The organism is Acinetobacter sp. TR3 (assembly GCF_027105055.1).
Classification (GTDB): domain Bacteria; phylum Pseudomonadota; class Gammaproteobacteria; order Pseudomonadales; family Moraxellaceae; genus Acinetobacter.
Genome location: NZ_CP114264.1, coordinates 1173615 through 1197537, shown reverse-complemented (window position 1 = coordinate 1197537; position 23923 = coordinate 1173615). Strand labels below are relative to the sequence as shown.

General features: G+C 37.9%; 20 protein-coding genes. 6 read left to right on the top strand and 14 right to left on the bottom strand.

The features are described 5' to 3' along the window. Window position 1 precedes the first annotated feature (1 nt). The 5 genes from O1449_RS05585 to efp form a co-directional block, all read right to left on the bottom strand. Window positions 2–904 carry a DUF58 domain-containing protein gene (locus O1449_RS05585; protein WP_269239411.1) on the bottom strand — a complete coding sequence of 301 codons (903 nt, stop codon included), beginning with the start codon at window positions 902–904 and terminating at the stop codon, window positions 2–4. 13 nt (window positions 905–917) lie between these two features. Beyond that, window positions 918–1877 (bottom strand): AAA family ATPase, encoded by a 960-nt coding sequence (locus O1449_RS05580; RefSeq protein WP_269239410.1) that lies wholly within the window; start codon window positions 1875–1877, stop codon window positions 918–920. A 78-nt stretch (window positions 1878–1955) separates the two neighbouring features. After that, entirely contained in the window at window positions 1956–2258 is a 303-nt protein-coding gene (locus tag O1449_RS05575; protein ID WP_269239670.1) for a YbdD/YjiX family protein, read from the bottom strand. Further along, window positions 2258–4363, bottom strand: a complete 2106-nt coding sequence (locus tag O1449_RS05570; RefSeq protein ID WP_269239409.1) for a carbon starvation CstA family protein — start codon at window positions 4361–4363, stop codon at window positions 2258–2260. The genes O1449_RS05575 and O1449_RS05570 overlap by 1 nt, the downstream gene beginning before the upstream one ends. 192 nt (window positions 4364–4555) lie before the next feature. Beyond that, window positions 4556–5125, bottom strand: coding sequence for an elongation factor P (gene efp / locus O1449_RS05565; RefSeq protein ID WP_269239408.1), 570 nt, complete (start codon window positions 5123–5125; stop codon window positions 4556–4558). Between the two features lie 86 nt (window positions 5126–5211). On the opposite strand from efp, the gene epmB reads away from it, so the two are divergent. The 3 genes from epmB to O1449_RS05550 are packed head-to-tail and all read left to right on the top strand — an operon-like array spanning window position 5212 to window position 10072. Beyond that, window positions 5212–6228, top strand: coding sequence for an EF-P beta-lysylation protein EpmB (gene epmB / locus O1449_RS05560; RefSeq protein WP_269239407.1), 1017 nt, complete (start codon window positions 5212–5214; stop codon window positions 6226–6228). 11 nt (window positions 6229–6239) lie between these two features. After that, the gene (locus O1449_RS05555) at window positions 6240–7994 is read left to right on the top strand and encodes a GTPase (protein ID WP_269239406.1); all 1755 of its coding nucleotides are present in this window, start codon (window positions 6240–6242) and stop codon (window positions 7992–7994) included. Then, window positions 7976–10072: an EAL domain-containing protein gene (locus O1449_RS05550; RefSeq protein ID WP_269239405.1), complete on the top strand. Its 2097-nt coding sequence runs from the start codon at window positions 7976–7978 to the stop codon at window positions 10070–10072. Before O1449_RS05555 ends, O1449_RS05550 begins: the two co-directional genes overlap by 19 nt. A gap of 88 nt (window positions 10073–10160) precedes the next feature. On the opposite strand, the gene rpmE is transcribed toward O1449_RS05550, so the two are convergent. The 6 genes from rpmE to O1449_RS05520 form a co-directional block, all read right to left on the bottom strand. After that, complete coding sequence (rpmE, locus tag O1449_RS05545; protein ID WP_004662919.1) at window positions 10161–10385, bottom strand: 50S ribosomal protein L31; 225 nt, start codon at window positions 10383–10385, stop codon at window positions 10161–10163. Window positions 10386–10655: 270 nt separating this feature from the next. Then, entirely contained in the window at window positions 10656–11645 is a 990-nt protein-coding gene (locus O1449_RS05540; RefSeq protein ID WP_269239404.1) for an SDR family NAD(P)-dependent oxidoreductase, read from the bottom strand. 31 nt (window positions 11646–11676) lie between these two features. After that, complete coding sequence (locus O1449_RS05535; RefSeq protein ID WP_269239403.1) at window positions 11677–13413, bottom strand: alginate export family protein; 1737 nt, start codon at window positions 13411–13413, stop codon at window positions 11677–11679. A gap of 164 nt (window positions 13414–13577) precedes the next feature. Further along, entirely contained in the window at window positions 13578–14543 is a 966-nt protein-coding gene (locus tag O1449_RS05530) for a bile acid:sodium symporter family protein (protein WP_269239402.1), read from the bottom strand. A gap of 132 nt (window positions 14544–14675) precedes the next feature. After that, the gene (gene gloA / locus O1449_RS05525) at window positions 14676–15077 is read right to left on the bottom strand and encodes a lactoylglutathione lyase (protein ID WP_269239401.1); all 402 of its coding nucleotides are present in this window, start codon (window positions 15075–15077) and stop codon (window positions 14676–14678) included. A 2-nt stretch (window positions 15078–15079) separates the two neighbouring features. Further along, complete coding sequence (locus O1449_RS05520) at window positions 15080–17254, bottom strand: AmpG family muropeptide MFS transporter (protein WP_269239400.1); 2175 nt, start codon at window positions 17252–17254, stop codon at window positions 15080–15082. 186 nt (window positions 17255–17440) lie between these two features. On the opposite strand from O1449_RS05520, the gene O1449_RS05515 reads away from it, so the two are divergent. Beyond that, on the top strand, window positions 17441–20068 hold the full coding sequence (locus O1449_RS05515) for a Lon protease family protein (protein ID WP_269239399.1): 2628 nt from the start codon (window positions 17441–17443) through the stop codon (window positions 20066–20068). Between the two features lie 40 nt (window positions 20069–20108). Here the strand turns inward: O1449_RS05515 and O1449_RS05510 are convergent, their stop codons facing one another. The 3 genes from O1449_RS05510 to surE form a co-directional block, all read right to left on the bottom strand. Then, window positions 20109–21038 carry a LysR family transcriptional regulator gene (locus O1449_RS05510; protein WP_004662927.1) on the bottom strand — a complete coding sequence of 310 codons (930 nt, stop codon included), beginning with the start codon at window positions 21036–21038 and terminating at the stop codon, window positions 20109–20111. A gap of 132 nt (window positions 21039–21170) precedes the next feature. Then, window positions 21171–22001, bottom strand: coding sequence for a peptidoglycan DD-metalloendopeptidase family protein (locus O1449_RS05505; protein ID WP_269239398.1), 831 nt, complete (start codon window positions 21999–22001; stop codon window positions 21171–21173). 110 nt (window positions 22002–22111) lie between these two features. Beyond that, entirely contained in the window at window positions 22112–22882 is a 771-nt protein-coding gene (surE, locus tag O1449_RS05500) for a 5'/3'-nucleotidase SurE (RefSeq protein ID WP_269228288.1), read from the bottom strand. 103 nt (window positions 22883–22985) lie between these two features. On the opposite strand from surE, the gene O1449_RS05495 reads away from it, so the two are divergent. Both O1449_RS05495 and O1449_RS05490 read left to right on the top strand, forming a co-directional pair. Further along, entirely contained in the window at window positions 22986–23360 is a 375-nt protein-coding gene (locus tag O1449_RS05495; RefSeq protein WP_269228289.1) for an MCR_0457 family protein, read from the top strand. Between the two features lie 146 nt (window positions 23361–23506). Further along, window positions 23507–23908 (top strand): MCR_0457 family protein, encoded by a 402-nt coding sequence (locus O1449_RS05490; RefSeq protein ID WP_269228290.1) that lies wholly within the window; start codon window positions 23507–23509, stop codon window positions 23906–23908. Window positions 23909–23923 lie beyond the last annotated feature (15 nt).

Here is a 23923-nt window from a genome sequence, read left to right as displayed (position 1 = left end):
CTTAGGCCTGCGCAAGTAGAAGTTTTGCTTGAAGAAGCTGTATTTGCCCCTGACCACTTTCCAATCTTGCATGTGGCAGTATCAATGCATAATCATTACCAAGTTGTTCACATTGCTCAATTAAGCCCATCATAAAGCTTAATTTTTCCTCATGACTTTGCGCAGGAATTTTTTGATAATCAATTTCTAAATGTTGATGATTGGCTTGAGCCTCAAACATTTTGATAAAAAATCCCTGTCCTCGAGCAACTTGCTTCCATGCCACATTTTGATAAGAATCACCTTGTTGAAAGGCTCTAAGTTCCTTAAATTCATCTAGACTATCATTGGCATTGGTTGGTTGGTTTTTATGTTCTTTTTGCCAGTCATAAGCTTTAGGTGCAATCCAAACTTTATGTTTTGGATATAAATAAGTCCACGCTCGTACCAAACCTAAAGGATAGGTCGAATAAATTTTCATCGCACCAAATTCATATAAACCACGCTGCTTTGGAAAAAAAGCAAGTTCTACGGTGTGCTGTTGTTGATCTAAGTAAATGAGTTGCTCTTGTTGCAGCCATTGGATACGTAAATATCGGGTCATTATGGATGGCTGATTCAACCGAAGTTTTAAAATTAAAGGCTGATCGACTTGCCCAACCTCAGCTGCAATCAGATCAATTTGCAGAACATGCAATTGCTTGAATGTGAGATAAAAACTAATACATAAAATGGCGCTAATTAAAAAGCAGAAACCTAAAATCAAGTTATTTGCGTAGTTAATCCCTGCAATAAAGGTAATCAAAATCAGAACGAGATATAAAAAACCTTGCTTATAAATAAAAACCAAAACATCTTTCTGTAACAGGGTTTTAGTCCCATCAACTTGAAAGCGTTTCGCAATCCACTGCTGAATCCTTTGCATAAGCCAATCTCAACTATAAGACATCAACTGATTGCAAAATTTGTTTTACCTCTATTTCACCTAAACTTAAACGATGAGCAACCACGGCAACAAAAACGGTTTGCACATCATCAGTGGTTACAAAGCTACGACCTTCAACCAATGCATAAGCTTGTGCAGCAGCTTTTAATGCCAATACACCACGTGTTGATAAGCCATGACGTTGTTTACGTGTTTCAGCAGCCAAATCTAAAATATAATTGAGTACAGCATCGCTTAAAAAAACCTGTTTTGCCGATTCACGTAATTGCAAAATATCAACTTGCGTAAATACTGCTTCTAATTGATGAATTAAAACCTGACGTGAGCTTTGCTGTAACAGTAGTTTTTCAGCTTGACGAGATGGATAGCCAAGCGACAAACGCATCAAAAAACGGTCAAGTTGCGACTCAGGCAAAGCATAAGTTCCACTTTGAAATAGTGGATTTTGCGTTGCCAACACCCAAAATGGTTGTGGTAATTCATAATGAGTTCCATCAACAGTGACTGCACCTTCTTCCATCGCTTCGAGTAATGCACTCTGTGTTTTTGGACTACAACGATTGATCTCATCTGCCAATAAAATCTGAGTAAAAATAGGCCCTTTCTTGAACTCAAATAAATGTTCTTTTTGATTAAAAATATTGATCCCAATCACATCACTCGCCAACATGTCATTGGTAAATTGAATCCGCTGAAAATGCAGCCCTGCTAGACGAGCTAAGGCACTCGCTAGAGTTGTTTTACCTAATCCTGGTAAATCTTCAAACAATACATGCCCACCTGCCAATAAACAGGTCAGCGCTAATTTGGTTTGTTGTGGTTTATCTAAAATAAGTTGATTCACTTCAATCAAAAAACGTTCGATTTTCTGACTAAAATTTTTAATATTTTGCTCTACTTCTTGATTTTTTTGTTGTTTTTCTTGAATAGAAGCTTTTTCCATGCCCCACATAACGCAATCCCCAAACTAAAACAGTGCATGATTCAACATACACTGTTTTAGTTTTTTTTCAAAGAAATCAAATAATTTCTAGCAAGGACATTTCTTCATATTACCACCTGACGATGGGTAACGTGCATCAACACAATAACGATAAAAAGTCTTGGCATCCATTGGGGTTAAATCTGGATGATGCGCTTGCATATGCTTTACATAGTTTTCATAATCAGGCACACCCACCATCAAACGAAAACTTTTTTGCAAGTTTTGCCATAACACTGCAATACGAGACCAATTTTTAGGTGAAAAGATCAAATGCTTTTGTGACATGATGGTGAATTTAATAATCTTCACAATCACAGCACTGCCTTGCCGAGCAATTTTAAAATCCATCATGATTCTCCCCTCACTGTTTCTGCTGTCATTGCAGTTTCCGTGAATACTGCAGGCGCTTCATTTACAGTTGGCACAGGACTTTTTAAAGCACGGCGAATAATTCCAATCGATGCAATAATCATAACAATTGCAACAATCATGAAAAATCCGCATAACACCGCATTGATCTGATTCGACATCACAATGGTCTGCATTTCAGCAACTGACTTCGCAGGTGCAAGAACATCACCACGGGCAATTGCATCAGAGAAACGATTCGCTTGAGCAAGAAAACCAATCTTCGGATTTTCATGGAAAATCTTTTGCCATCCTGCTGTCATAGAAGTAATAAATAAGAAAATCGTTGGAATAATCGTCACCCAAACATACTTTTCTTTCTTCATCTTGAATAAAATAACCGTACCCAAGATCAATGCCATTGAAGCAAGAATTTGATTTCCAATTCCGAATAATGGCCACAAAGAGTTAATACCACCGAGAGGATCAACCACGCCTTGATACACAAAGAAGCCCCAACCTGCAACTGCTACAGACGTCCCAACCAAATTTCCAAAGAATGAACCTGATTGCTTTACTGCAGGCACAACAATCCCGACTGTATCCTGTACCATGAAGCGGCAAGCACGTGTTCCCGCATCCACTGCGGTCAAAATAAATAGTGCTTCAAATAGAATGGCGAAATGATACCAAAATGCCATCATTGCACGACTATTGAAAATTTCCGAAATGATATGAGCCATACCAATCGCAAAAGTTGGCGCTCCACCAGTTCGAGAAAGGATTGAGCTTTCACCGACTTCCTGCGCTAATACTGTCAACATTTCTGGATGAACTACAAAACCAAGATTACGAATGGCTTCAGCAGCAGTATCAACATTTGTACCTAAAACAGCAGCAGGCGCATTAATCGCAAAATAAATCCCCGGATCAAGTACAGTCGCACAAATCATTGCCATGATACCGACAAATGATTCCATCAGCATACCACCATAACCGATCATACGAATGTTGACTTCATTATCAACCAACTTTGGCGTTGTCCCTGAGGATACTAAGGCATGGAAACCAGAAATTGCCCCACAAGCAATGGTAATAAAAAGAAATGGAAATAAGCTACCCGCAAATACTGGACCTGTACCATCGACAAAATGAGTCACCGCAGGCATTTTTAGTTCAGGCATTGCAAAGATAATTCCAATCGCCAGACCTGCAATTACACCAATTTTAAGGAAGGTTGATAGATAGTCTCGAGGCGCTAACAATAACCACACAGGCAATACTGACGCAATAAAGCCATAAATGATAAGTGCCCAAGTTAGCTGAGTTCCAGTTAAGGTGAACAATTGCCCCCAGTAAGGGTCTTTTGCTACATCACCACCAAAGACAATCGCTGCCATCATTAGCACAAAACCAATGATCGAAACCTCAGCAATTTTCCCTGGGCGTAGATAACGCATATATATGCCCATGAATAATGCAATTGGGATGGTTGCTGCGATACTAAACACCCCCCACGGACTATGCGCCAAAGCTTTTACGACAACCAATGCAAGTACCGCAAGAATAATAATCATGACACCGAGCGTACCCAACATCACAATAACACCTGCGAAAGTACCTAACTCCTGCTTTGCCATTTCACCCAAAGAGCGACCATCACGCCGAGTTGAAATAAATAGCACCAGAAAATCTTGTACCGCGCCTGCAATCACCACACCGACCAAAAGCCAGATGGTGCCCGGCAAGTAACCCATTTGCGCTGCGAGAATTGGACCAACCAAAGGCCCTGCACCTGCAATAGCAGCAAAGTGATGTCCAAATAAAACGTATTTATTAGTGGGCACATAATCCAGACCATCATTCAAACGATGTGCTGGTGTTAAGCGTTTAGGATTTAATTCAAAGACTTTTGTTGCAATAAATAAACTGTAGAACCGATATGCAATGCTATAAACACAAACCGCGGCAAGAACGAGCCAAACTGCATTGACATGCTCTCCACGACTTACCGCCAAAATTCCAAATGAAATTGCACCAATGATGGCAACTAAACTCCACAGAATTTTTGAGGATAGCGTCGACTTTGCTTGTACTGTCTCCATTCAGAACCTCTCAAATACATAAGCTGTAGTTTTGGATTTCCCTGTCTATATTTTCTTTAGAAGAAATATCTTTGTAAGTCTATCTGTTATTAAAAATGATTTATCTAATACTTTGGCATAAAAAAAGGGATGATTGTTTAATCATCCCTTCGATAATCGTATAGCTTACGTAGCATTGCTACTCATTTACGATTATGCGCGCTCTAGGTAATCACCTGTACGCGTATCAACACGAACACTTTCTTCTTGCTGAACGAATAATGGAACACGTACTACTGCACCTGTTTCAAGTTTCGCTGGCTTACCGCCACCGCCAGAAGTATCACCACGTACACCTGGATCAGTTTCAACGATTTTCAACACCACAAAGTTTGGTGGACTAACGTTTAAAGGTACACCATTGAACAACATGATCGTACATTTTTCATTAGAATCATCTTTTAACCATTTCGCAGCATCGCCCATTGCAGTTTTGTCCGCAGCGATTTGCTCGAAAGATACTGGATCCATGAAATTCCACATTTCACCATCGTTGTAAAGGTAATCCATTTCAACTTCAACAATATCAGCCGCTTCTAAAGAGTCACCTGATTTGAAAGTTTTTTCTAATACTTTACCTGAGCGAAGGTTACGTAATTTCACACGGTTAAATGCTTGACCTTTACCTGGTTTTACATATTCATTTTCCATGATTGAACATGGGTTGCCATCAAGCATAACCTTAAGGCCTGCTTTAAAATCATTTGTAGAATAATAGGCCATGAAAGGCTCACTCCAAACTTAAAACTCAAATCTATTAGTGTTAGACTACGCGCACAGCTTAGGCTAACACTATTTTAACGTATTGCATGATAAACTATTTACATCAAGAGCAAAACTGGCAATCACAACTCAGTGATCTAATTACTGATCCTTTAGAGTTGTTAAATCTGCTGGAATTATCGACTGAGCAATTATTATCAGGGGCAATCCTTGCCTCTGAACAGTTTAAATTACGTGTGCCGCGTGCATTCGTCGGAAAAATGCGCATTGGTGATCCCTTTGATCCCCTTCTTTTACAAGTACTACCGCATCATCTTGAACTTGAAGAACACCTTGAATTTGTTACTGACCCTTTAGGTGAAGAAGCAGCCAATCAAATGGCTGGTGTCTTACACAAATACCAGTCTCGCTTTTTACTGACCTTAACAGGCGCATGTGCAATTCACTGCCGTTATTGTTTCCGTCGCCATTTCCCTTATCAAGAAAATTTACCTAAAAATGATGATTGGCTAAATATAAAACAATATATTGAGGACAACCCTGCCATCAATGAAATCATTCTCAGTGGGGGCGATCCTTTAACTTTATCTAATCGAAAAATAGCACTTTGGTTAGAGCGATTAGAATCTTTACCTCAACTCAAAATATTGAGAATTCATTCACGCGTTCCCGTTGTTATTCCAAATCGTATCGATGATGAGTTTATTTCTATTTTAAAAAACAGTAGGCTACGCATTATAGTAGTGATACACTCAAATCATGCTTCAGAACTTGATGATTTCACGTGTTCAAAGCTTTTACAGTTATCATTACATCATATTACTGTGTTAAATCAGGCAGTTTTACTTAAAGGTGTGAATGACTCTGCAACAGCTTTAACTGATCTAAGTTATCGACTATTTGAAGCGAGGGTTATGCCCTATTACTTACATCTATTGGATAAAGTAAAAGGTGCTCAACATTTTGACTTAAGATCTTCAGAGATAGATCATATATACAGTGATGTATTAGCGAGTTTACCTGGATATTTAGTTCCAAAACTCGTCAGGGAAATTGCGGGCGAAAAAAATAAAACACCGCTTTTTGGGGTTCAAACGTTCTGAGATTGATTACAATGATGAATAATGCATTTTCGGATATTTTTCAAATTCCTACTGTTTTAAGACGGGATAAACTCAGTTTTTGTGATGCAAACGCAAAAAGTTTAACAGAATGGATTTCAACCCTCTCAATCATGCAGTTGGGTGACACTTCAAAAGCATTGTTTGCAGCCTTATTAGAGCTTTGTGAATTAGATTGTTCAGAAACATTACGTTTTGATCTCATCCAGACCTTACACCCAACGATTGAAAATATCTTAGGCAGCTTAGAAAAAAACTTTTTTAATCAGGGTGTAATCAGTTCAGATCGTAATGAGCACATTATTGAACTGGCGATGCTGTTACGCTGCTATTTTGCAGCTATTTATATCAATATTGTTCGCCGCAGTAGCGAACAATTGGAAAATCAAAAATTTTCTATTTTTGCACTGAACCAAAAGAAAAATTTAAATACTGCTAGAACACTTGCAACATTCCAAGCATTACAACAGCTCACACAGCTCCTTTATCAACAACACATGTTATATAGTGAACCTGTTGCAGGACAGTGGCTCATTGCACATCAATTGTACGATGCAGCAGTGACACATAAGTATCATCATGTGACTATTGAACAGGCGCAAACTAAGCCAAATAGCCTGAATAATATTGCTCAGGCCTATGCTCAATTAATTTTGATGGATATTTTTAATACTAATCAAATTCGTCAAACAGAAATTCAAGCCCTGTTTCAATGCAGTTTTGACTGGGCCAAAATGCTACAGCTCTTATCTAAAGAGACTGATTTAACAAAATACGTTGTTGATACAACTAAAGATCATCCCCCAATATATAACAAAAAACAAAGTTCAGGATTTAATCCTAATATCTTTATTAGTACAAACGGTTTACTTGATCATGTGACAGCAACATTACATAAAAATGCTGAATATATTTCTAAGAATGAAAAAATTTACCTCACGCCCGCTCTAAAATTCCACGTTCAGACGATTTTAGGATCTACGGCGGAACGTCGCCATGAACGCTATGAATATTCAGCTCAACTACATATTTGTTTTGGACTCTTAACTGCCCATTTCTATTTATCCAAAGCAAAAAACTTTGGTGAAACATTACTCTTAGAACACGGGTATGGACTACAAAGTGAATCAAAATTTCTATCGACTTGGGATAAAAAAGACTCTTCTGGCAATCAAGAATCTTCAATCCAGCGTTTAAGCCGAGAAAATAAAGCCATTTATCAAGCAGATATTTTAGATATTAGTGTCAATGGTTATCGGATTAAATGGTCAGCCGAAGCGCCAAAAAATCTAAGAACAGGTGAATATATTCTTGTAAAAGAAACCTCTCATGGACATTGGCGTGGCGGTGTAATTCGTTGGTTAAAGCAATCAAGTGAAAAAAGTTTAGAATTAGGCTTAGAGGTTTTAGCACAAGAAATTTTCCCTTGTGCAGTTCGTGTACAAGCAGATCGTCATATTAGTAATTATCACCCTGCGCTTATTTTAAAAAATCAAAATTTAGATGAAACTAAAACAACAATAATTTTGCCAGGCTCGCAAATTTTTCGCGAACAGCAAGCTGTTCATTTGAGATTAGGGAAAGAGGAAGTAAAAGTGTATCTGTTAACCGCACAACTAATTACCCAAAGTTTTGTTCAATTCGACTTTGAACTACTTAATGAAGAAGAACAACCCGTTCTTAATAAATTTATTGCGCAAAAAAATATGGATACAAATGACCAAGATTTATGGGAAGCATTGAAGTGAGAAATTCTTTACTCTCTAAAAAGTTGAAACGAACTGAAACGCGCTTACTCATTATTGATGATAACCAATTAAGGTATAATCAAGTTTTAGAGCTCTTTGCGCAGCAAGAACACCAAGTACAGGCTATTTTACTTGATGACTTAAAAACTTTTGAAAAACAATTGAATTTGCCTTGGGATATTGTAATTTTTGGGCGTGCTTACGATCTAAAAATTGAACAAACGCTTTCTCTTATTCATGCATCAGCACAACCAAGTTTACCCATCCTACTACTTGAGCCAGATGACTATAATTCAGCGCTATATCAAAATTACATTCATAAAGGTATTTATGATGTTGTGAACTTAAAGGCACCAGAAGAATTTTATATCAGTATTATTAGATCACTTTCATTCAGTCGTTTAGTACAAGCAGAACACCGTTTACTTACCGAATTAGAGGCAGCTCAAACACAAGCCCAATCACTTGTTGCTGAAACACATAAAGCAGTTGCAATTCTACAAGAAGGTATTCATATCAAAGCAAATGCTGAATATGCGCACCTATTTGGTTTCGATAGCGAAGACGACGTCATTGGCTTACCAATACTTGATATTTTACAACCTGAAGATTTAGGTCAGTTTAAATTACGCTTTAAAAGAATTTCCCAAGGCTTATTCGAACAAGCACGCTTTGAAATTCGCACCCAAAATCCAATGGTGAAGAATAATTCTTTACATGTTGAGTTCTTAGCCTCTGGTAATGATGATGAAATACAACTCAATATAGAATGTGAATCATTAAATGCGATTGCAACACCAAGTACTGCTTCAACGACAACATCATCTGAAAAAGCACCGAATATAAATACTGCTCTACAGCACATTAATCGCCATTTAACCAATCACCCAGCAAACTCAAATGCTCTGATTTTATTTAGTTTAAATAATTGTCCAAATGAAGTTTTTCAAACAGACTGGCGCGGAACTAAAGCTTATTTTTCAAATATTGCAAATTTCATTAAAGAACAAGTCAATGTTCCAATTTATCAAATAGAAACGGCTTTGTATGTTGGGCTTATTCAAGCTGAATCAAAAACAGTTTTAAACTCTTTGCTTATTGGTTTGAATAGTTTACAAAAACCTCAATTATTGGTCACTGAAAACCATACTTTCCCATTACATTTAAAACTGGGTTATCAAGAACTAGACCAACAAATATTAGATGATGCTAATTTTGAGAAAATCATTTCCCAAGCATTTACGCATGCGCTACCACTATTGAAAAATGCAGCGATTGACAGTGATATTAGCCTGACAACTGATAAAATTTCAATATCGATGGAACTCAATCTTTTACAAGAGCTCAGAAATAAATTAGATAAGGGTGATATACATCTAAAATATCAGCAGCTTTATGATAAACAAGATCAATTCACTCATACTTATGAAGTATCTGGCGGTATTATTCATAATAATCAATGGTTAGACTTGATGGATCTTAGTGATCTAAAAGATGATCATGAATTATCAGCTCAGTTAGACCGTTGGGTATTAGTAGAAGCCTGTAAGCAATTGCATAACTTCATTACCCAATATCCAAAAGCTAAATTAATTATTAATCTGAACCATCATATTTTATTGAATGACAGAAAATTATCTGAATTGGTTGCTAAATTATTAACAATTATTGGAAGCAAACAAGCTCATCCTTTAATTCTGCAATTCTCAGAGCAAGCTCTTCAGCAAAATTTATCACAGGCTCAACCTCTGATTGCATCACTTCGTCAACACGGTGCTGAGATCTCTATTCGTAACTTTGGTGATTCTCTTTATAGTGACTCAATTCTTCAACAGATCGACACGCAGTATTTAAGCTTCCATCGCAAATTGGCGAAAATGCTAGGATCTGAAAAAGAAATGGCAATTCTACAAGAGAAAATTCTTCATTTTATTGCTCACAAGCAAGTTGAGATTGTACTCACCGAACTTAATGATATGAGTTTGTTTGCGAATGCATGGAATGTCGAGGCCCGCTTCTTACAAGGTAACTACTTCCAAAAGAAACTTGATCGTTTAACTGACGTACAAGACCAATAAGGTCTTGTACGCAATAGATTGCAAAATACCTTAATAAAACTGAAGCATAAAAAAACGGGCATATTGCCCGTTTTTTGTTTTCTCGATATTAACGTTTGATAGAACGTGACATACCAGAGAAACGTTGTTTGAACTTGTCGATACGACCACCAGTATCTACATTCTTTTGTTTACCAGTATAGAATGGGTGGCAAGCTGAACATACGTCAAGATAAAGAGTTTCTTTACCAAGTGCAGAACGAGTTTCGATTACGTTACCGCATGAGCAAGTAGCAACTAATTTTTCGTATTTAGGGTGAATATCGGCGCGCATGGTCGATGCTCCTATTTAGTAAGAAAGGCTTAAGCTGTTATCGCAATTGATCACTCTCAAGATGAGGAAAGCAGAGTGTTAACACTCGCAGATCAATACCACAACAGACCATTTCTTTTGACTCACCGAGACCCCTTAGGTCAGAGCAAAGCCAACAAGTGGAGAGCATTATACACATTTTTAGTGGGTTTAAAATATATAACTACCAAACAAAACGTGTATACAACTCCTCATGCACACATTAACTCTCACAGCATTCAAAAACTTTAGTTAATAAGTGGTCCATCCACCATCAGTGGCCCATGTCGCTCCTGTAATATTTGAAGCTTCGTCTGAAAGCAAAAATAATATAACACTAGCTTGTTCTGCTGGTGTAGACATTCTATGTTTGGAGTCGGCAAACATAAGGAGACTTTGTGTCTTTAACATAGCAGTATTTGGCATTTTTGCTAACTCAGGATTTTTTGCCCGTTCTTTTTGTAAAGTAGCTACTTTTTTAAAGGCTGCATCTGTCATTGCAGTTTCTGTAGCGGCCATATTTACTGAATTTACTCTGATTCCATAGGGTGCATAATCAATTGCAGCATTTTTAGTGAGACCCGTAACCGCATGCTTACTTGCAACATATGCAGGATTACCAGCCAACCCCGTCAAGCCAGCAATCGAACCAATATTTACAATTGCTCCACCTTTATTTTGTTTCACCATTTGCTTTAATTCAGAACGTAACGAACAAAACATTCCCGTTGCATTCACTGCTAAAGTCTGGTTCCAATATTCATCCGTAGCTTCATGTATAGGAGCAAATAATTCTTTTTTTTGTTTTTCAACATTTACCTCAGCATCTGGTGGTACAGCATCCATAACCCCTGCTGCATTTAACACACCGTCTATTTGCCCGTATTTCTTAATTGTTTCTTCAACCATCATATTACATGCTGGTGTTTTACTTACATCAGCTTGTACAAAAATAGCACTACCGCCCATTTTCTTAATTTCAGCAACAGTCTCTTGCCCTTCCTTAGCCAATACATCTGCAATTACAATATTCGCCCCCTCTTTCGATGCACGAATTGCAGATGCCTTTCCAATCCCCCTCGCACCGCCAGTAATTAACAAAGTTTTTCCTTTAAAACGATCTTTTGTAAAGTATTGATCTGAAATAGGTTGCACATCAATCGCATAAACATTAGTGACAAGGGCTGAGTATAACAATACTGAGCTAAATGCAAATCCTGCTTTTACTTTTTTCTTAAACATGGAAATTTCCTCAATAATGATACTAAATTGATTAAAATGCGTATCGAACAAAAAGCATAGAGCTCCACCAATCTTTGACTCCATCACCTAATACATTTTTTACCGCATCGCCAGGTTGGGTATAGGCCAATTGACTGTGAATATACAAATTTCTTGAATAATAATATTTTGCAGAAATATTAAACTCTCTACCATAATCCTTTGAATCGATGAATGACAAAGCTGGGTTACCCCCTAAGTTTAATTTTGAATCTGCTCTAAATAACCAAAACTGTGGCACGATTTCTACTTTTGGATTAGGCTTGAAGCGTGCCTGTAAACGATGTGTAATTAAGTTTGAGTTCTGAACAATCTTAAAATGATTTACACCTTGAACCCATTGTTCACCATTCCCCCCTGAAAATAATGGATCCCATCTTTCATATTGTTGTGTATTTGGATCATCCCCTGAAAAACTTGCATAGCGATAACCTAATGAAGGAGACATCGTTAAATCTGACCATTGATAAGCCAGCTCATAACTAGATGCCTGTGCACGCATATTGAAATCTTCATGAGACTGTTGTGCATATTCTGTTGCAAAAAACCAAGAAGGCTTGCCATTTATTAAAGGTTGCCATCTAAAGCGCCCATCTATTACACGTAAACCATCACGAGTTCGAGTTGAACCATCTGGCAAATAATATATAGAACTTGAATGGGGAACCTTTAAATAACTCACCCCAACATCTATACCATTAAAAAAATTGGTTTGAATATTGACACCTTGAATCTTTGTTTTGGAATCAATCACAGGTAATTCATCGGGGTCTACATAAAATAATTCAAATTTTGTTTTGTTATATTGAAGCTGAGACTGAAAAACTAGATCACCAGCCCAACGAGCATTTGATTGTAACGCGGCTCGATCAGAACCATTAGATGCAGTATTAATAATTAGTAAACCATCACCCAAACTGAATTTTTGACGACCTATGGAAGTATTGGAAACGATTCTATTTCCAGACATCGTCGTTTTTCCTGTTACAACGCCAACATATGCATCTTCAACCGCAAAATGATTTCGAGTTTTGTCAGTAAACAATTCTTGCCCTGTAGACAGAGTACCTATTCCACTTAATCCTGCATAACTAAAAGTATTTATACCTAAAGGATACATTCCATATAAGCCAGTATGAACAAAAGCTTCTAGCCAATCATCATAACCTCCGCCTGCTGGACTTCCATTAACCAATGGATTTCCGTTGAGCATTTTTTCAGGCTGAGCATACCAAGCATTATTATTGCCATAATACATACTTAATAACTCTAATTTGGCTTTAAGATATTTACCATTATTATCATAGAGCAAAGGTAATGTTTTCTTGTTTCTATCAATCAAATAACCTTTTTCTGTGACCGATTGCTTATCATTTAATGTTATTTCTAAGGTGAGATTTAAGCCGCCACCCATGCTAGTCTCAGCATCATACGATAGATTGTCTAATCGAAGACTATTTCTAACTCTAGCCGTTATAAAATCTAACTTTTCCTCTGAGATACTTTCACCAGGAAAAATTGCGATGTTTTTCCGAACTTGGTCAATAATTCTTTGATTTAAGGATTGATCTTCAGTCGGATTAATGAGATGAATTTGTATTGTATCAATCCTGACACTACCCCGTTCATCGTACGGAAATGATTTGGAAAAAGTCATAGGTGATATTAATAAGCATGCCATACTAATACATAAAATCGGGCACGCTAATTTTAAATTTTTCTTCATCATATTAATCTTAGTAGTTGTAAGTTTTAATCTGATTAGATTTTTCTAATCAATTTTATCTATAAATATTACATAGCTACTAATAAACATCAAATTGAATGTTGGCTAAATGTCGCAGACACCCGATTACATTCACATAAATTAATAGCTTGAGTAAAAAATTATTGTTATTTATCTTTCTTAGACCAACGATTCGCAATTACACCACAGACCATTAATTGGATTTGATGAAAAATCATAATTGGCAATACAATCATACCTAAAGGCTGACCAATAAACAGAATTTGCGCCATTGGCACGCCACTCGCTAGCGTTTTTTTAGAGCTACAAAAGAAAATCGTAACTTGATCTGCCTGATTAAAACCCAACCATTTTGGTAAATACAAAGCAAGCAACATTACAATAGTAAGCAAAACTGAGCATGTAAGTACTAAATACAGCAAAGCTAATCCACTAATTTGATGCCATAGGCCTGCAACTACAGCACTGCTAAAGGCACCGTAAACTACCATTAAGATTGATCCTTGATCGAAAGCTTTCACTAAGCTTGGTAATTTGATCATATAAGGAAAAACATAAGGGCGAAGTAACTGACCTAGGACAAAGGGAACCAATAGTAACAAGGTAATTTGAACAATCGATTGCGTAGGATCAAAGCCATGTTGGCTTTGGCCTAAGATAAAATAACTCACTAAGACTGGCGTAATAAACATCCCAATGATATTAGAGAAAGATGCACTACAAATCGCTCCTGCAACATTCCCTTTTGCAATCGAGGTAAATGCAATTGAAGATTGTACCGTTGAGGGTAAGAAGCACATAAATAAGAAGCCCCAGTACAATTGCTGCCCAAGAAGTGGCTCCAAAACAGGTTTAGCTAAAAGCCCAATTGCAGGAAAAATCACAAAAGTAAAAGCAAAAACTAAAGCATGCATTTTCCAATGCAGCATACCTTCAAGCACAGCTTCACGTGATAATTTTGCACCATGCAAAAAGAAAAGTATGGCGATAGCAACCGTTGTCAGCATATTAAAATAATGCGCCATCTGTCCTGCAACAGGCAAGAGCGTCGCCAGTATCACCATAGCAATTAATAATATTGTGAAACGATCTAGCGCCAAGAGCTTTAACATAACTTTTTCCCAATCTGTTCACTAATAATACAGCCCAACATGAGGTTATTGACCATTCGATCAAAACATCATTCTGAGCTGTATAAATAAAGCTAGGGCTTTAAATTAGAAATTGTAGATCAAGATACGAAATTAATTATTACGTGCATCTTGATCCTGTTGAATCAATTCAACCTTATAGCCATCTGGATCTTCAACAAAAGCGATCACCGTGACACCACCTTTCATAGGACCTGCTTCACGTACTACTTTTCCACCACGTGCTTTGATTTCTTCACATGCTTTATATGCATCATCTACGCCAATGGCGATATGACCATAGGCATTGCCTAAATCATAGCCAGCTGTATCCCAGTTATGAGTCAGCTCAAGCACAGTGTTGTTTTCTTCATCACCATAGCCCACAAAAGCCAAGGTAAAACGCCCCTCTTCATAATCACGTTGGCGTAGTAATTTCATACCAAGTACCTCAGTGTAGAACTTTAAAGATTGTTCTAAATTACCTACTCGTAACATCGTATGTAACATGCGCATAGTTATTCACCTGTCTGTTGAGTTGTTTGGTTTTCATGGTCACGCAATAGTTTCGCGACCCAAACCACAAGAATCAAAATTGGAATCCCAATCAAAGTCGTCATTAAAAAGAAATTTGGGTAACCAATATTACTCACAATCGTTCCTGAATACCCCCCCAACAATTTGGGTGTGAGCGTCATTAAAGAACTGAAAATCGCATATTGAACCGCAGTAAATGACACACTGGTTAAGCTCGATAAAAAGGCAATAAAAGCCGCACCTGCCAAACCTGAAGCTAAATTATCTACAATAATGGCAAAATAGAGCCACAATGAGCTATAGCCTTTAATCACTTTGCCAGAGAGTTCTATTGTGCCTGACTGACTTGGATCGACCACAGCAATTGGCTGAATATCGACATCGAGTGCGGTTTCAACATGTGATGCAGTATTAATACGATATGATCTTGTTGCAAATAACTGGCTTGCACTATTATTTTTGAAATTAACAAAAGCTTTAATGGTTTTAGTGGAAGATGCTTGTAATAGCTTTCCATCTACAGCACCAGTAAATATTCCTTTATCATCCACTTTCGCAGTAAACTCTTGACCATCTAATTGAAGAACAACAGGCTTCTCCTCATTTAAGTCTTCAGCTTTAATCCCTGCCAGTTGCCCTTTAACCACCAAACTTTGTTTTAACTCTTTTGGTGTTAAATGGTCATCACTACTGATAGGTAATAGTTGAATCTGAGCGTGCTGAGCATTTACTAAATATGGTATTGCAAGAGTTACATTGGTATCGCTCTGATTTTGGTACTGAGTACTTACCTGTACCGAATTTGCTTTTGCTAAGACGTCATTCGGCACTTGTAATTTCCAATATCCAACATCATCAGTTTGCACTTGATAATGTTTATTTCCGACCTGAACCTCAAGTGGAGCAAGTGGTTTTCCTGATTTGACCAAGCCGATAAAGATTAAATTGGTTGAACTGGCCAACACTGCACCCACGAACATGAGTTTCATAATATTCATGCGCTGCGCTAATAAACCACCGAGAAAGCCACCAACTAAACTAAAGATCACACCATAGATTTTCACAGCCTCAGCAATTTGTTCTTTAGTGAAATTTAGATCTTGATAGAACACATTGGAAATCACTCCTGCAATAATGTCTGAGATGCGGAAAAAACCAATCAGCAGCAAAAGAACTAAGGCAAGTTTAATACCATAACGTTTGAAGAAATCTAAAATTGGGGCAACCCAAGTTTCTTTAGCCATTTGTTGATTCACGACGCCAGTTTTAACCAAACCAAAACCAACGAATAAAGCTGTGGCTGTAGCAGTTAAAAAACGCAGGGCTTCTAAACCAAATAAAGCTGCAGTGTCTTTAATATTTGCTGCTTTAGCGATAGTATCTGTCAAATTGCCAGAGTAAATATAACTGACCACAAAAGTTGTAACAGCAATAAAGAATACAAAGACTAAGCGATAGTAATCTGTAGTTTTATAATGTTTATCAACACGATTTACTTGTGGTTCACGAATACATAAAGTGGTAATAATACCAACCACCATGACTGCTGCCATGGTTAGATAAGTATATTTCCATGCTTCATAGATATAATTGCCTTTAGCTGTACCTAAATAAGCAGCAAGAAATAAAGCGCCTGCACCCGCAACGATCATCCCAATACGATAACCTGCGTTGTAAGTTGAAGCTAAAACCGTTTGCATCTCCCTTTCAGCAAGCTCGATACGATAAGCATCAATCACAATATCTTGGGTCGCTGCGGAGAATCCCAGCAAGACTGCACCAACTGCCATTTGAATTAAATAGCCTTGTCCAAGTGCTGGGTCGGAAAATGCCATAATACAAATTGCACATATAATCAAAGACTGTGCAATCAACAACCAAGCACGGCGGCGACCTAAACTTTTCGTTAAAAATGGAACGGGCAATTCATCAATCAACGGTGCCCAAACGAATTTAAAAGAGTAGCCCAATGCAGCCCAACTAAAAAATGTCACAGCACTTTTATCAATTCCTGCCTCACCTAGCCATAAAGACAAGCTAGAAAAAATCAATAAAATGGGAATCCCTGCCGAGAAACCAAGAAATAGCATAATCAGTGCACGGCGATCTAAAAAAGCTTTAAATGCGGATGCCCACCCAGTGGCTTGAGTTGTCATTGGTTATTATTTTCCATGAACATGCGTGAATGTGCCTATTCAATCGTTTCTTGCTCTTGCTTGCAAGTTGCTTTATGCAACCATTGTTTTGTTTTGTCGATAAAAAACACAAGTTCGCTTGATCTTTAGACCTAAAACTGTATACCTTTAATTACTTAACTTTCGTTTCTTTGTTGGATAGCAATAGTGACCCAAAAACTTGATCAAATGACTGCAACAACTTTATCTTCAACACCAAGAAACACGACTACAGCGAAAATCAATTCTTTACCAAGCGCCTTTGAGCAGACGGATATTCAAACGACACTTAAGAAAACAGCACTAAACCCTGAACAACTCACGCATCTTCTAAATTTAGCTGAGATTCCGAGTTCAACGAAACGTATCAAACCCCTTAATAACTTTCTTGGGCAAGATCGTGCACGTGCTTCAGTAGAAGCTGGTATTTCCTTGCCATACTCTGGCTATAATATTTTTGCAGTAGGCACAGCGGGTCTTGGCAAACGCACCATGATTAAACGCTTGCTTCAGCAACACGCTAAAAGCATGCCTACGCCAAACGATTGGGTTTATGTCAATAACTTCAAAAATCCAAGACAACCGATTGCACTACGCTTTCCTGCAGGACAAGGTATAAAATTTCAAAATGCTTTACAGCAAACATGGCAAATCATACTAAAACAATTGGAACGTCGTTTTAGTGCTGAAAGCTATCACAATCGCATTGAACGCATTCGTCAAGATACAGGTGACGTCCAACAGCAAGCGTTGATAGAACTCACAAAAGAGGGACAAGAACTCGATTTAAAATTGATTTCTCGTGATGACAAACACGTGTTTATTCCAATGCAGCTCATAGAAAATGAATATCAAGAATTAACAAAAAATGATCTTGATGCTCTAAGCAGCAAAGACCGTGCTGAAATCACATCCAACATGCGTTATATGGAGAAAAAACTAGAGCGTTTAGGGTTACATCTTGGTGATTTAGAAGATGATGCTCGTGATCAAGTATCAATTTTAAACCGTGAAATTGCCACTCAAGTGGTTACACCACGTATGGAGTTGATTTTAAATAAAAACAAAGAAGTAAAAGGTCTCGATGTATATCTAAAACATTATGCTGAGGACATTATTGATAATGTCGAGCTAATTTTAGAGCAAGAAGAAGATGACTTTACACCTGCTTTATTCAACCGTGTTCCTTCACGCTATCAAGCCAATGTGATCGTTGCCAATAAACCCAATAGCGGCGCACCTGTTATTTTCGAAGATTTTCCAACACACTACAATTTATTGGGTCATGTTGAACAACTTACACATAATGGTACGATTACCACCGATTTCACCTTAATTCGCCCAGGTTCATTACATCAAGCCAACGGTGGCTTCCTAATGCTTGAAGCAGAGCAGTTGCTTGAACAACCTTATGCATGGCAAGGTTTAAAACGTGCATTGAAGTCAGGTCAGCTCAAACTTTCATCTTTGGAACACATGCTAACATTAACAGGCAGCATTTCGATTGAACCCGCTTCTGTTCCTTTAGATATCAAAGTCGTTTTACTGGCAGAACCTGAAATTTACTATGAAATTTTAGAAGTTGAACCTGAGCTAGGCAGTGTCTTTAAAATTCGCGCTGATTTTACCGATACCTTGCAACGCAATAACAGCAATGAACAAGCCTATATGCAACTGATTGCAGACTATGTTCAAGCAGATAAATTACTTCCATTTGATCGTTCCGCACTTGCAGCTTTACTCACTGATTCTAGCCGTCAGGCGGAAGATCAAAGTTCACTCTCACTACATGCCTCTACACTCGGTGATTTAATTCGTGAAGCACATCATCATGCCTTTAAAGCCGATGATAAAATCGTCACTGATCAGCATGTCAACCAAGCACTACATCATCGCCAATATCGCTTAGGCTATTTAAGAGAGCTTTATTGGCAAGATCTCTCACGTGGTACGCAGCTCATTGAAACTACAGGACATCGCCTAGGTCAAATCAATGCCTTGTCTGTAATTCACTATGCAGATGTTGAGTTCGGTTTACCCTCTCGTCTCACCGCATCCGTTTATCAAGGTGGTGGTGATATTTTAGATATTGAACGCAGTGTCGAGTTAGGCGGTTCGCTTCATGCCAAAGGCGTGTTGCTCATGTCAAGCTTCTTAAAAGCACACTTTGGCCGTGAACAAATCTTACATTTCTCCGCAGCATTGGCGTTTGAGCAAAGCTATGGACAAGTGGATGGCGATAGTGCCACTGTTGCAGAACTTTCAGCTTTAATTTCTGCAATCTCTCAAATTCCGATTGATCAATCATGGGCGATTACAGGTTCTATGAACCAACTCGGTCAAGTACAACCAATTGGTGGAGTGAATGCAAAAATCGAAGGTTTCTACGATGCATGTAAACTTCAAGGCTTAACAGGCAAACAAGGCGTCATTATTCCCCGTCAAAACATGCAACATTTGATGCTACGTCAAGATGTAATTGAAGCGGTTCAAGCAGGTCAGTTCCATGTCCATGCGATTGAAACTATTGATCAAGCCTTAGAAATTCTAATGGCTCGTCCAGTAGGTACACTAGATAAGAAAGGTCGATATAGTAAAAATTCAATCTATGCAGCCGTTATGGAACAACTTGAGTATTGGCAAGCAATTGAAGATGGCGAAGCTGTTGAAGATGATGAGCCTAAGAAAAAGAAAAAGCGGAAAAAGACCAAAAAAGCTGAAACTGAGACAAAATCTTCAGAAGAATCTACTGTTGAAGCTAAAAGCTTAAAATTACTTCGTAAGAAGAATAGGTAAAATGAAAAGGCCATGTTTTTAAATAAACATGGCTTTTTTCTTAGGCTACACCCTGTAGAGATCGCCCACCAGGTAATTGAGCAAAATATTGTTTTAATGCATCAATACAACGATGTACTTTCATTGGGTATTGTTCACGCTTAGAAGTTAAAGCATGAAGTGTATATGCAGGAAGTTGCCAATCAGGTAGAACTTCAACTAAAGACCCATTGATCAACTCTTTTTGAATATCCATATAGAGAATACGCGCGATACCATGCCCCTGCTGGCACAAGGATTTAGCAACAAAAACATTGTTTGTGCCTAAGCGTGTTTTCATATCAACATTGACAATTTCACCACTCAAACCATGACGGAAGGCAAAATGTTGATAATTTTGCATCAAGGTAACAGGTAATAATTCGTGATTTCGTAAATCTTCTGGGCGAGTAATAGGTGATGCTTGATTGAGATAACTTGGCGATGCAACGAGAACCTGATCAACTCTCGCTAAAGGTACTGCGGTGAGCTGATGATCATCAACACGCAAGCTCATCCGTATTGCGATATCAATCCGCTCTTCAATCAAATCTATATAACGATGGTCTGCTTCAAAATGAATCGCTAGACCTTTATGTGCTGACATCCAATGAGATAGTGCTGGAATGACATGCAAGGCACCTAATTCAGGTGTCGTCGCAATACGTAAATCTCCAACAAGATCGTCGCGGAGTTCATTGATACGAATTTTGCCACGTTCAGCGGCAGCCAACATTTCTTGACAACTGAGAAAAAATGCTTGTCCTGCTTCTGTAAGACTGAGTTTTCGAGTAGAACGATGAAGTAAAGTGACATCCATTTCATGTTCTAAAGAACGAATTTGTTGACTGACTGCACTTGTTGTAATTCCTAATTCTCGTGCTGCACCACTAAAAGAACTTTTTTCAACAACGCAAGCGAAGACCCCCATTGCACGCAATTGATCTAGCATAGACTTCCCTCTTAATTTATTAAAATATGCTTATTGTTCTAATTAAAGCAATCTCAAATAAGTATACAGGGAAGTCTACCCTTAAACTAGCGATTATTAATAATTTATTGAAAGATTATTAATTCGACTATTTTAGTTTGGTAAAACTGTCATTGGATTCACAGGCTTACCATCTAAACGAACTTGGAACTCAAGCATGATACGTGAAGCACCTGAAGAACCCATTTCTGCAATTTTTTGACCAGCAATCACATTATCCCCACTCTTGACTAACATCTTACTGTTATGTGCATACGCCGTAATATAACCATCAATATGCTTAATCAAGACTAGATTGCCATATTCTTTTAAACCATCAGCAGCATAGACCACTTGCCCATTTGCAGCAGCAAAAATAGGATCACCTTCATTACCACCGTAACGTGTTCCTTTGACGTTATTTGCCAAATTGAAACTTTGAATAATCGCTCCATTTGATGGTTTTACCCAACGTAAACTCGAAGCAAGCGTCGTTGAAGACGGTGTAACGGGATTTGCTGGAATAACAGCTTTTGGTATAACAGGCTGTGTCTTAGGAACAACAGGTTGTTGTGTTGGTAAGTTAATCGTTTGACGTTGAATCGGCGTGGTTTGTGCCACTGCTTGTGTAGATGTCGTTCGTTGTGCAACAGAACCTTTTAAACGTAATGATTGATTGACATAAATACGATAAGGCGGCGCAATATCATTCAGCGCAGCAACATCTAAATAATTCAATCCATAACGATTTGAAATTGCACTCAGCGTATCGCCTGAACGTACTGTGTAATAATTGGGTGCTTGCTGTACATAACGATTACCACCTTTTGCTTGTGGTTTTGATGCACAACCTGTAACGACGACAATGCTTGTTACTGCCATAGACAACACGATTGTTTTAATCATTTTTCGTGACAGAAAAATCGAGACATGGTTTAAATGCATCTTCGCCCTCATCGAAAAAACCTTAATTTATTTGCGCCTAAGAGTACCAAAAAAGTGAGAAAAAACGAGTTCTCACTTTCTATATTCACAAAGTTATAACATAGCCACTGCTAACCATTTACATGAAGATGTAAATTGTCGAGTACAGCATAATTAGTTGCATCCATTTGAATCGGCGTGATACTGACATAACCATTCGCGACAGCAAAGAAATCAGACTGAATATGACTTGAAGCGGATTGAGGTTCTGTAACCGCCTCACCGGCTAAACCAATCCAATAGACTTGGCGACCACGTGGATCAACATGGCTACTAATTGGTTTGGATTGTGCTCTACGACCTTGATAGGTGATTTGTGTCCCTTTAATTTGCTCAACATCTGGGATATTAATATTAAAAATATGACGGGGCGGCAAAATTGGTAGCCCATTCGCAATAAAATCATGAACCCATTGTGCAGCTTTCGCATAATGCTCTGGATGTTCATAGGAACGTACATTTGAACCTGCTAATGAAACTGCGATTGCAGGATGTTTCATTAGGCGACCTTCAAATGCAGCACCAACCGTACCTGAATATAGAACATCATCGCCGAGGTTTGCGCCACTATTAATACCACTGACAACAAGATCAAATTCAAAATCGAATAGACCATTCATTGATAAATAAACACAATCTGCGGGCGTTCCATTCACAGCCCAAACATCTTCTGCAATTGGAATAGGTCGTAAAGGACGATCTAAAGTTAAAGCACTTGAGTAACCACTACGCTCACTTTCAGGTGCAACCACGACGACGCGTCCTAAAGGCTTTAACGCTTGTGCTAGAGCCTGTAAGCCTGGTGCAAAAACACCATCATCATTTGCTATTAAAATATTCACTTTGATCCTGTCTCTTTAAATGTTACTACGTAGTTTTTTCAATTGAATTATTCAGTGAATTATATATATTTGTAACTTCATAGTATTAGAAATTTATGCCGCCATGAGACATTTATCTACTTTTATCCGTGTTTTAGGGGTAAGTTTTTCACTTCTAACAGCACCCGCAATTTTTGCAAACACAACGGTTTCAGCTAAAGAAGCAGATGCACTTATCAAAGATGATATTGCCAATGCGCAAGTCCTCATTGAAATGTGCCCAAGCATAATTGGAAAAAATGCTAAATTTGACGAAAACATCAAAAAGATGGTGGCTTCTTATTTAAGCACCTATTCTGATAAGTCAGCTTCCCTTGAGAGTCTACAAAAGGATGGAGAATTCCAATCTTTATTGAAAGATGCTCGTGAAGCAGCGAAAGAAGTTGAAAAAGCTGAACAAAAGTCAGTATGTGACGATGTATTGAATTTTGAAGGCTAATAGCTCAATCACAAATTTGTGGTTTTAAATTTTAATATTTAAAGCCACACAACCCCACTTCCCTACAGCAAACATACAATTTATTCATATTTTTATGCTATAAGCTATTCAAATTCTTTAAGTCTTGTTTCTGAGTTTGAGTTCTTATGAAGAAAAGTTTTTTCAAAACACTAGGTTTATCATTTCTCATTACTTCTAGTCTTTTCACAACAACTGTATTTGCCGCAGAAAAAAAATCTGAACCTGAAAAAATTGAAGTTACACCAACATCTGAAGGCGTGACTCCTCAAGAACTTGCTGCAATTTATGTATTGTCAGAAATCTGCCCAGATTTAATTGGCAAAGATCTAAAATTTAATAAAGCATATGACAACCTCGTCAAATCATATTTATCAAATGAACCAAATGCTGTAGACATCCTCAATAAACGTGCTAAAACCAAAGAGTTCCAAGCTCCTCTTGCTGAAGCGCGTAAAGATGCCAAGGCTGCATCTGAAGATGATAATCGTCAAATTTGCGATGATGTTCGGAATTATTATTCTAAGTAACTGATTAGTTACAAT

What these genes read in the sequence shown, in the direction of transcription:
- O1449_RS05570 (WP_269239409.1), bottom strand. Translation starts at nt 4,363, where the DNA reads ATGGAGACAGTACAAGCAAAGTCGACGCTATCCTCAAAAATTCTGTGG.
- O1449_RS05510 (WP_004662927.1), bottom strand. Translation starts at nt 21,038, where the DNA reads ATGCTAGATCAATTGCGTGCAATGGGGGTCTTCGCTTGCGTTGTTGAA.
- efp (WP_269239408.1), bottom strand. Translation starts at nt 5,125, where the DNA reads ATGGCCTATTATTCTACAAATGATTTTAAAGCAGGCCTTAAGGTTATG.
- gloA (WP_269239401.1), bottom strand. Translation starts at nt 15,077, where the DNA reads ATGCGCATGTTACATACGATGTTACGAGTAGGTAATTTAGAACAATCT.
- O1449_RS05585 (WP_269239411.1), bottom strand. Translation starts at nt 904, where the DNA reads ATGCAAAGGATTCAGCAGTGGATTGCGAAACGCTTTCAAGTTGATGGG.
- O1449_RS05495 (WP_269228289.1), top strand. Translation starts at nt 22,986, where the DNA reads ATGAGACATTTATCTACTTTTATCCGTGTTTTAGGGGTAAGTTTTTCA.
- O1449_RS05520 (WP_269239400.1), bottom strand. Translation starts at nt 17,254, where the DNA reads ATGACAACTCAAGCCACTGGGTGGGCATCCGCATTTAAAGCTTTTTTA.
- O1449_RS05580 (WP_269239410.1), bottom strand. Translation starts at nt 1,877, where the DNA reads ATGTGGGGCATGGAAAAAGCTTCTATTCAAGAAAAACAACAAAAAAAT.
- rpmE (WP_004662919.1), bottom strand. Translation starts at nt 10,385, where the DNA reads ATGCGCGCCGATATTCACCCTAAATACGAAAAATTAGTTGCTACTTGC.
- O1449_RS05530 (WP_269239402.1), bottom strand. Translation starts at nt 14,543, where the DNA reads ATGTTAAAGCTCTTGGCGCTAGATCGTTTCACAATATTATTAATTGCT.
- O1449_RS05550 (WP_269239405.1), top strand. Translation starts at nt 7,976, where the DNA reads ATGGGAAGCATTGAAGTGAGAAATTCTTTACTCTCTAAAAAGTTGAAA.
- O1449_RS05540 (WP_269239404.1), bottom strand. Translation starts at nt 11,645, where the DNA reads ATGTTTAAGAAAAAAGTAAAAGCAGGATTTGCATTTAGCTCAGTATTG.
- O1449_RS05555 (WP_269239406.1), top strand. Translation starts at nt 6,240, where the DNA reads ATGATGAATAATGCATTTTCGGATATTTTTCAAATTCCTACTGTTTTA.
- O1449_RS05505 (WP_269239398.1), bottom strand. Translation starts at nt 22,001, where the DNA reads ATGCATTTAAACCATGTCTCGATTTTTCTGTCACGAAAAATGATTAAA.
- O1449_RS05490 (WP_269228290.1), top strand. Translation starts at nt 23,507, where the DNA reads ATGAAGAAAAGTTTTTTCAAAACACTAGGTTTATCATTTCTCATTACT.
- O1449_RS05575 (WP_269239670.1), bottom strand. Translation starts at nt 2,258, where the DNA reads ATGGATTTTAAAATTGCTCGGCAAGGCAGTGCTGTGATTGTGAAGATT.
- epmB (WP_269239407.1), top strand. Translation starts at nt 5,212, where the DNA reads ATGATAAACTATTTACATCAAGAGCAAAACTGGCAATCACAACTCAGT.
- O1449_RS05535 (WP_269239403.1), bottom strand. Translation starts at nt 13,413, where the DNA reads ATGATGAAGAAAAATTTAAAATTAGCGTGCCCGATTTTATGTATTAGT.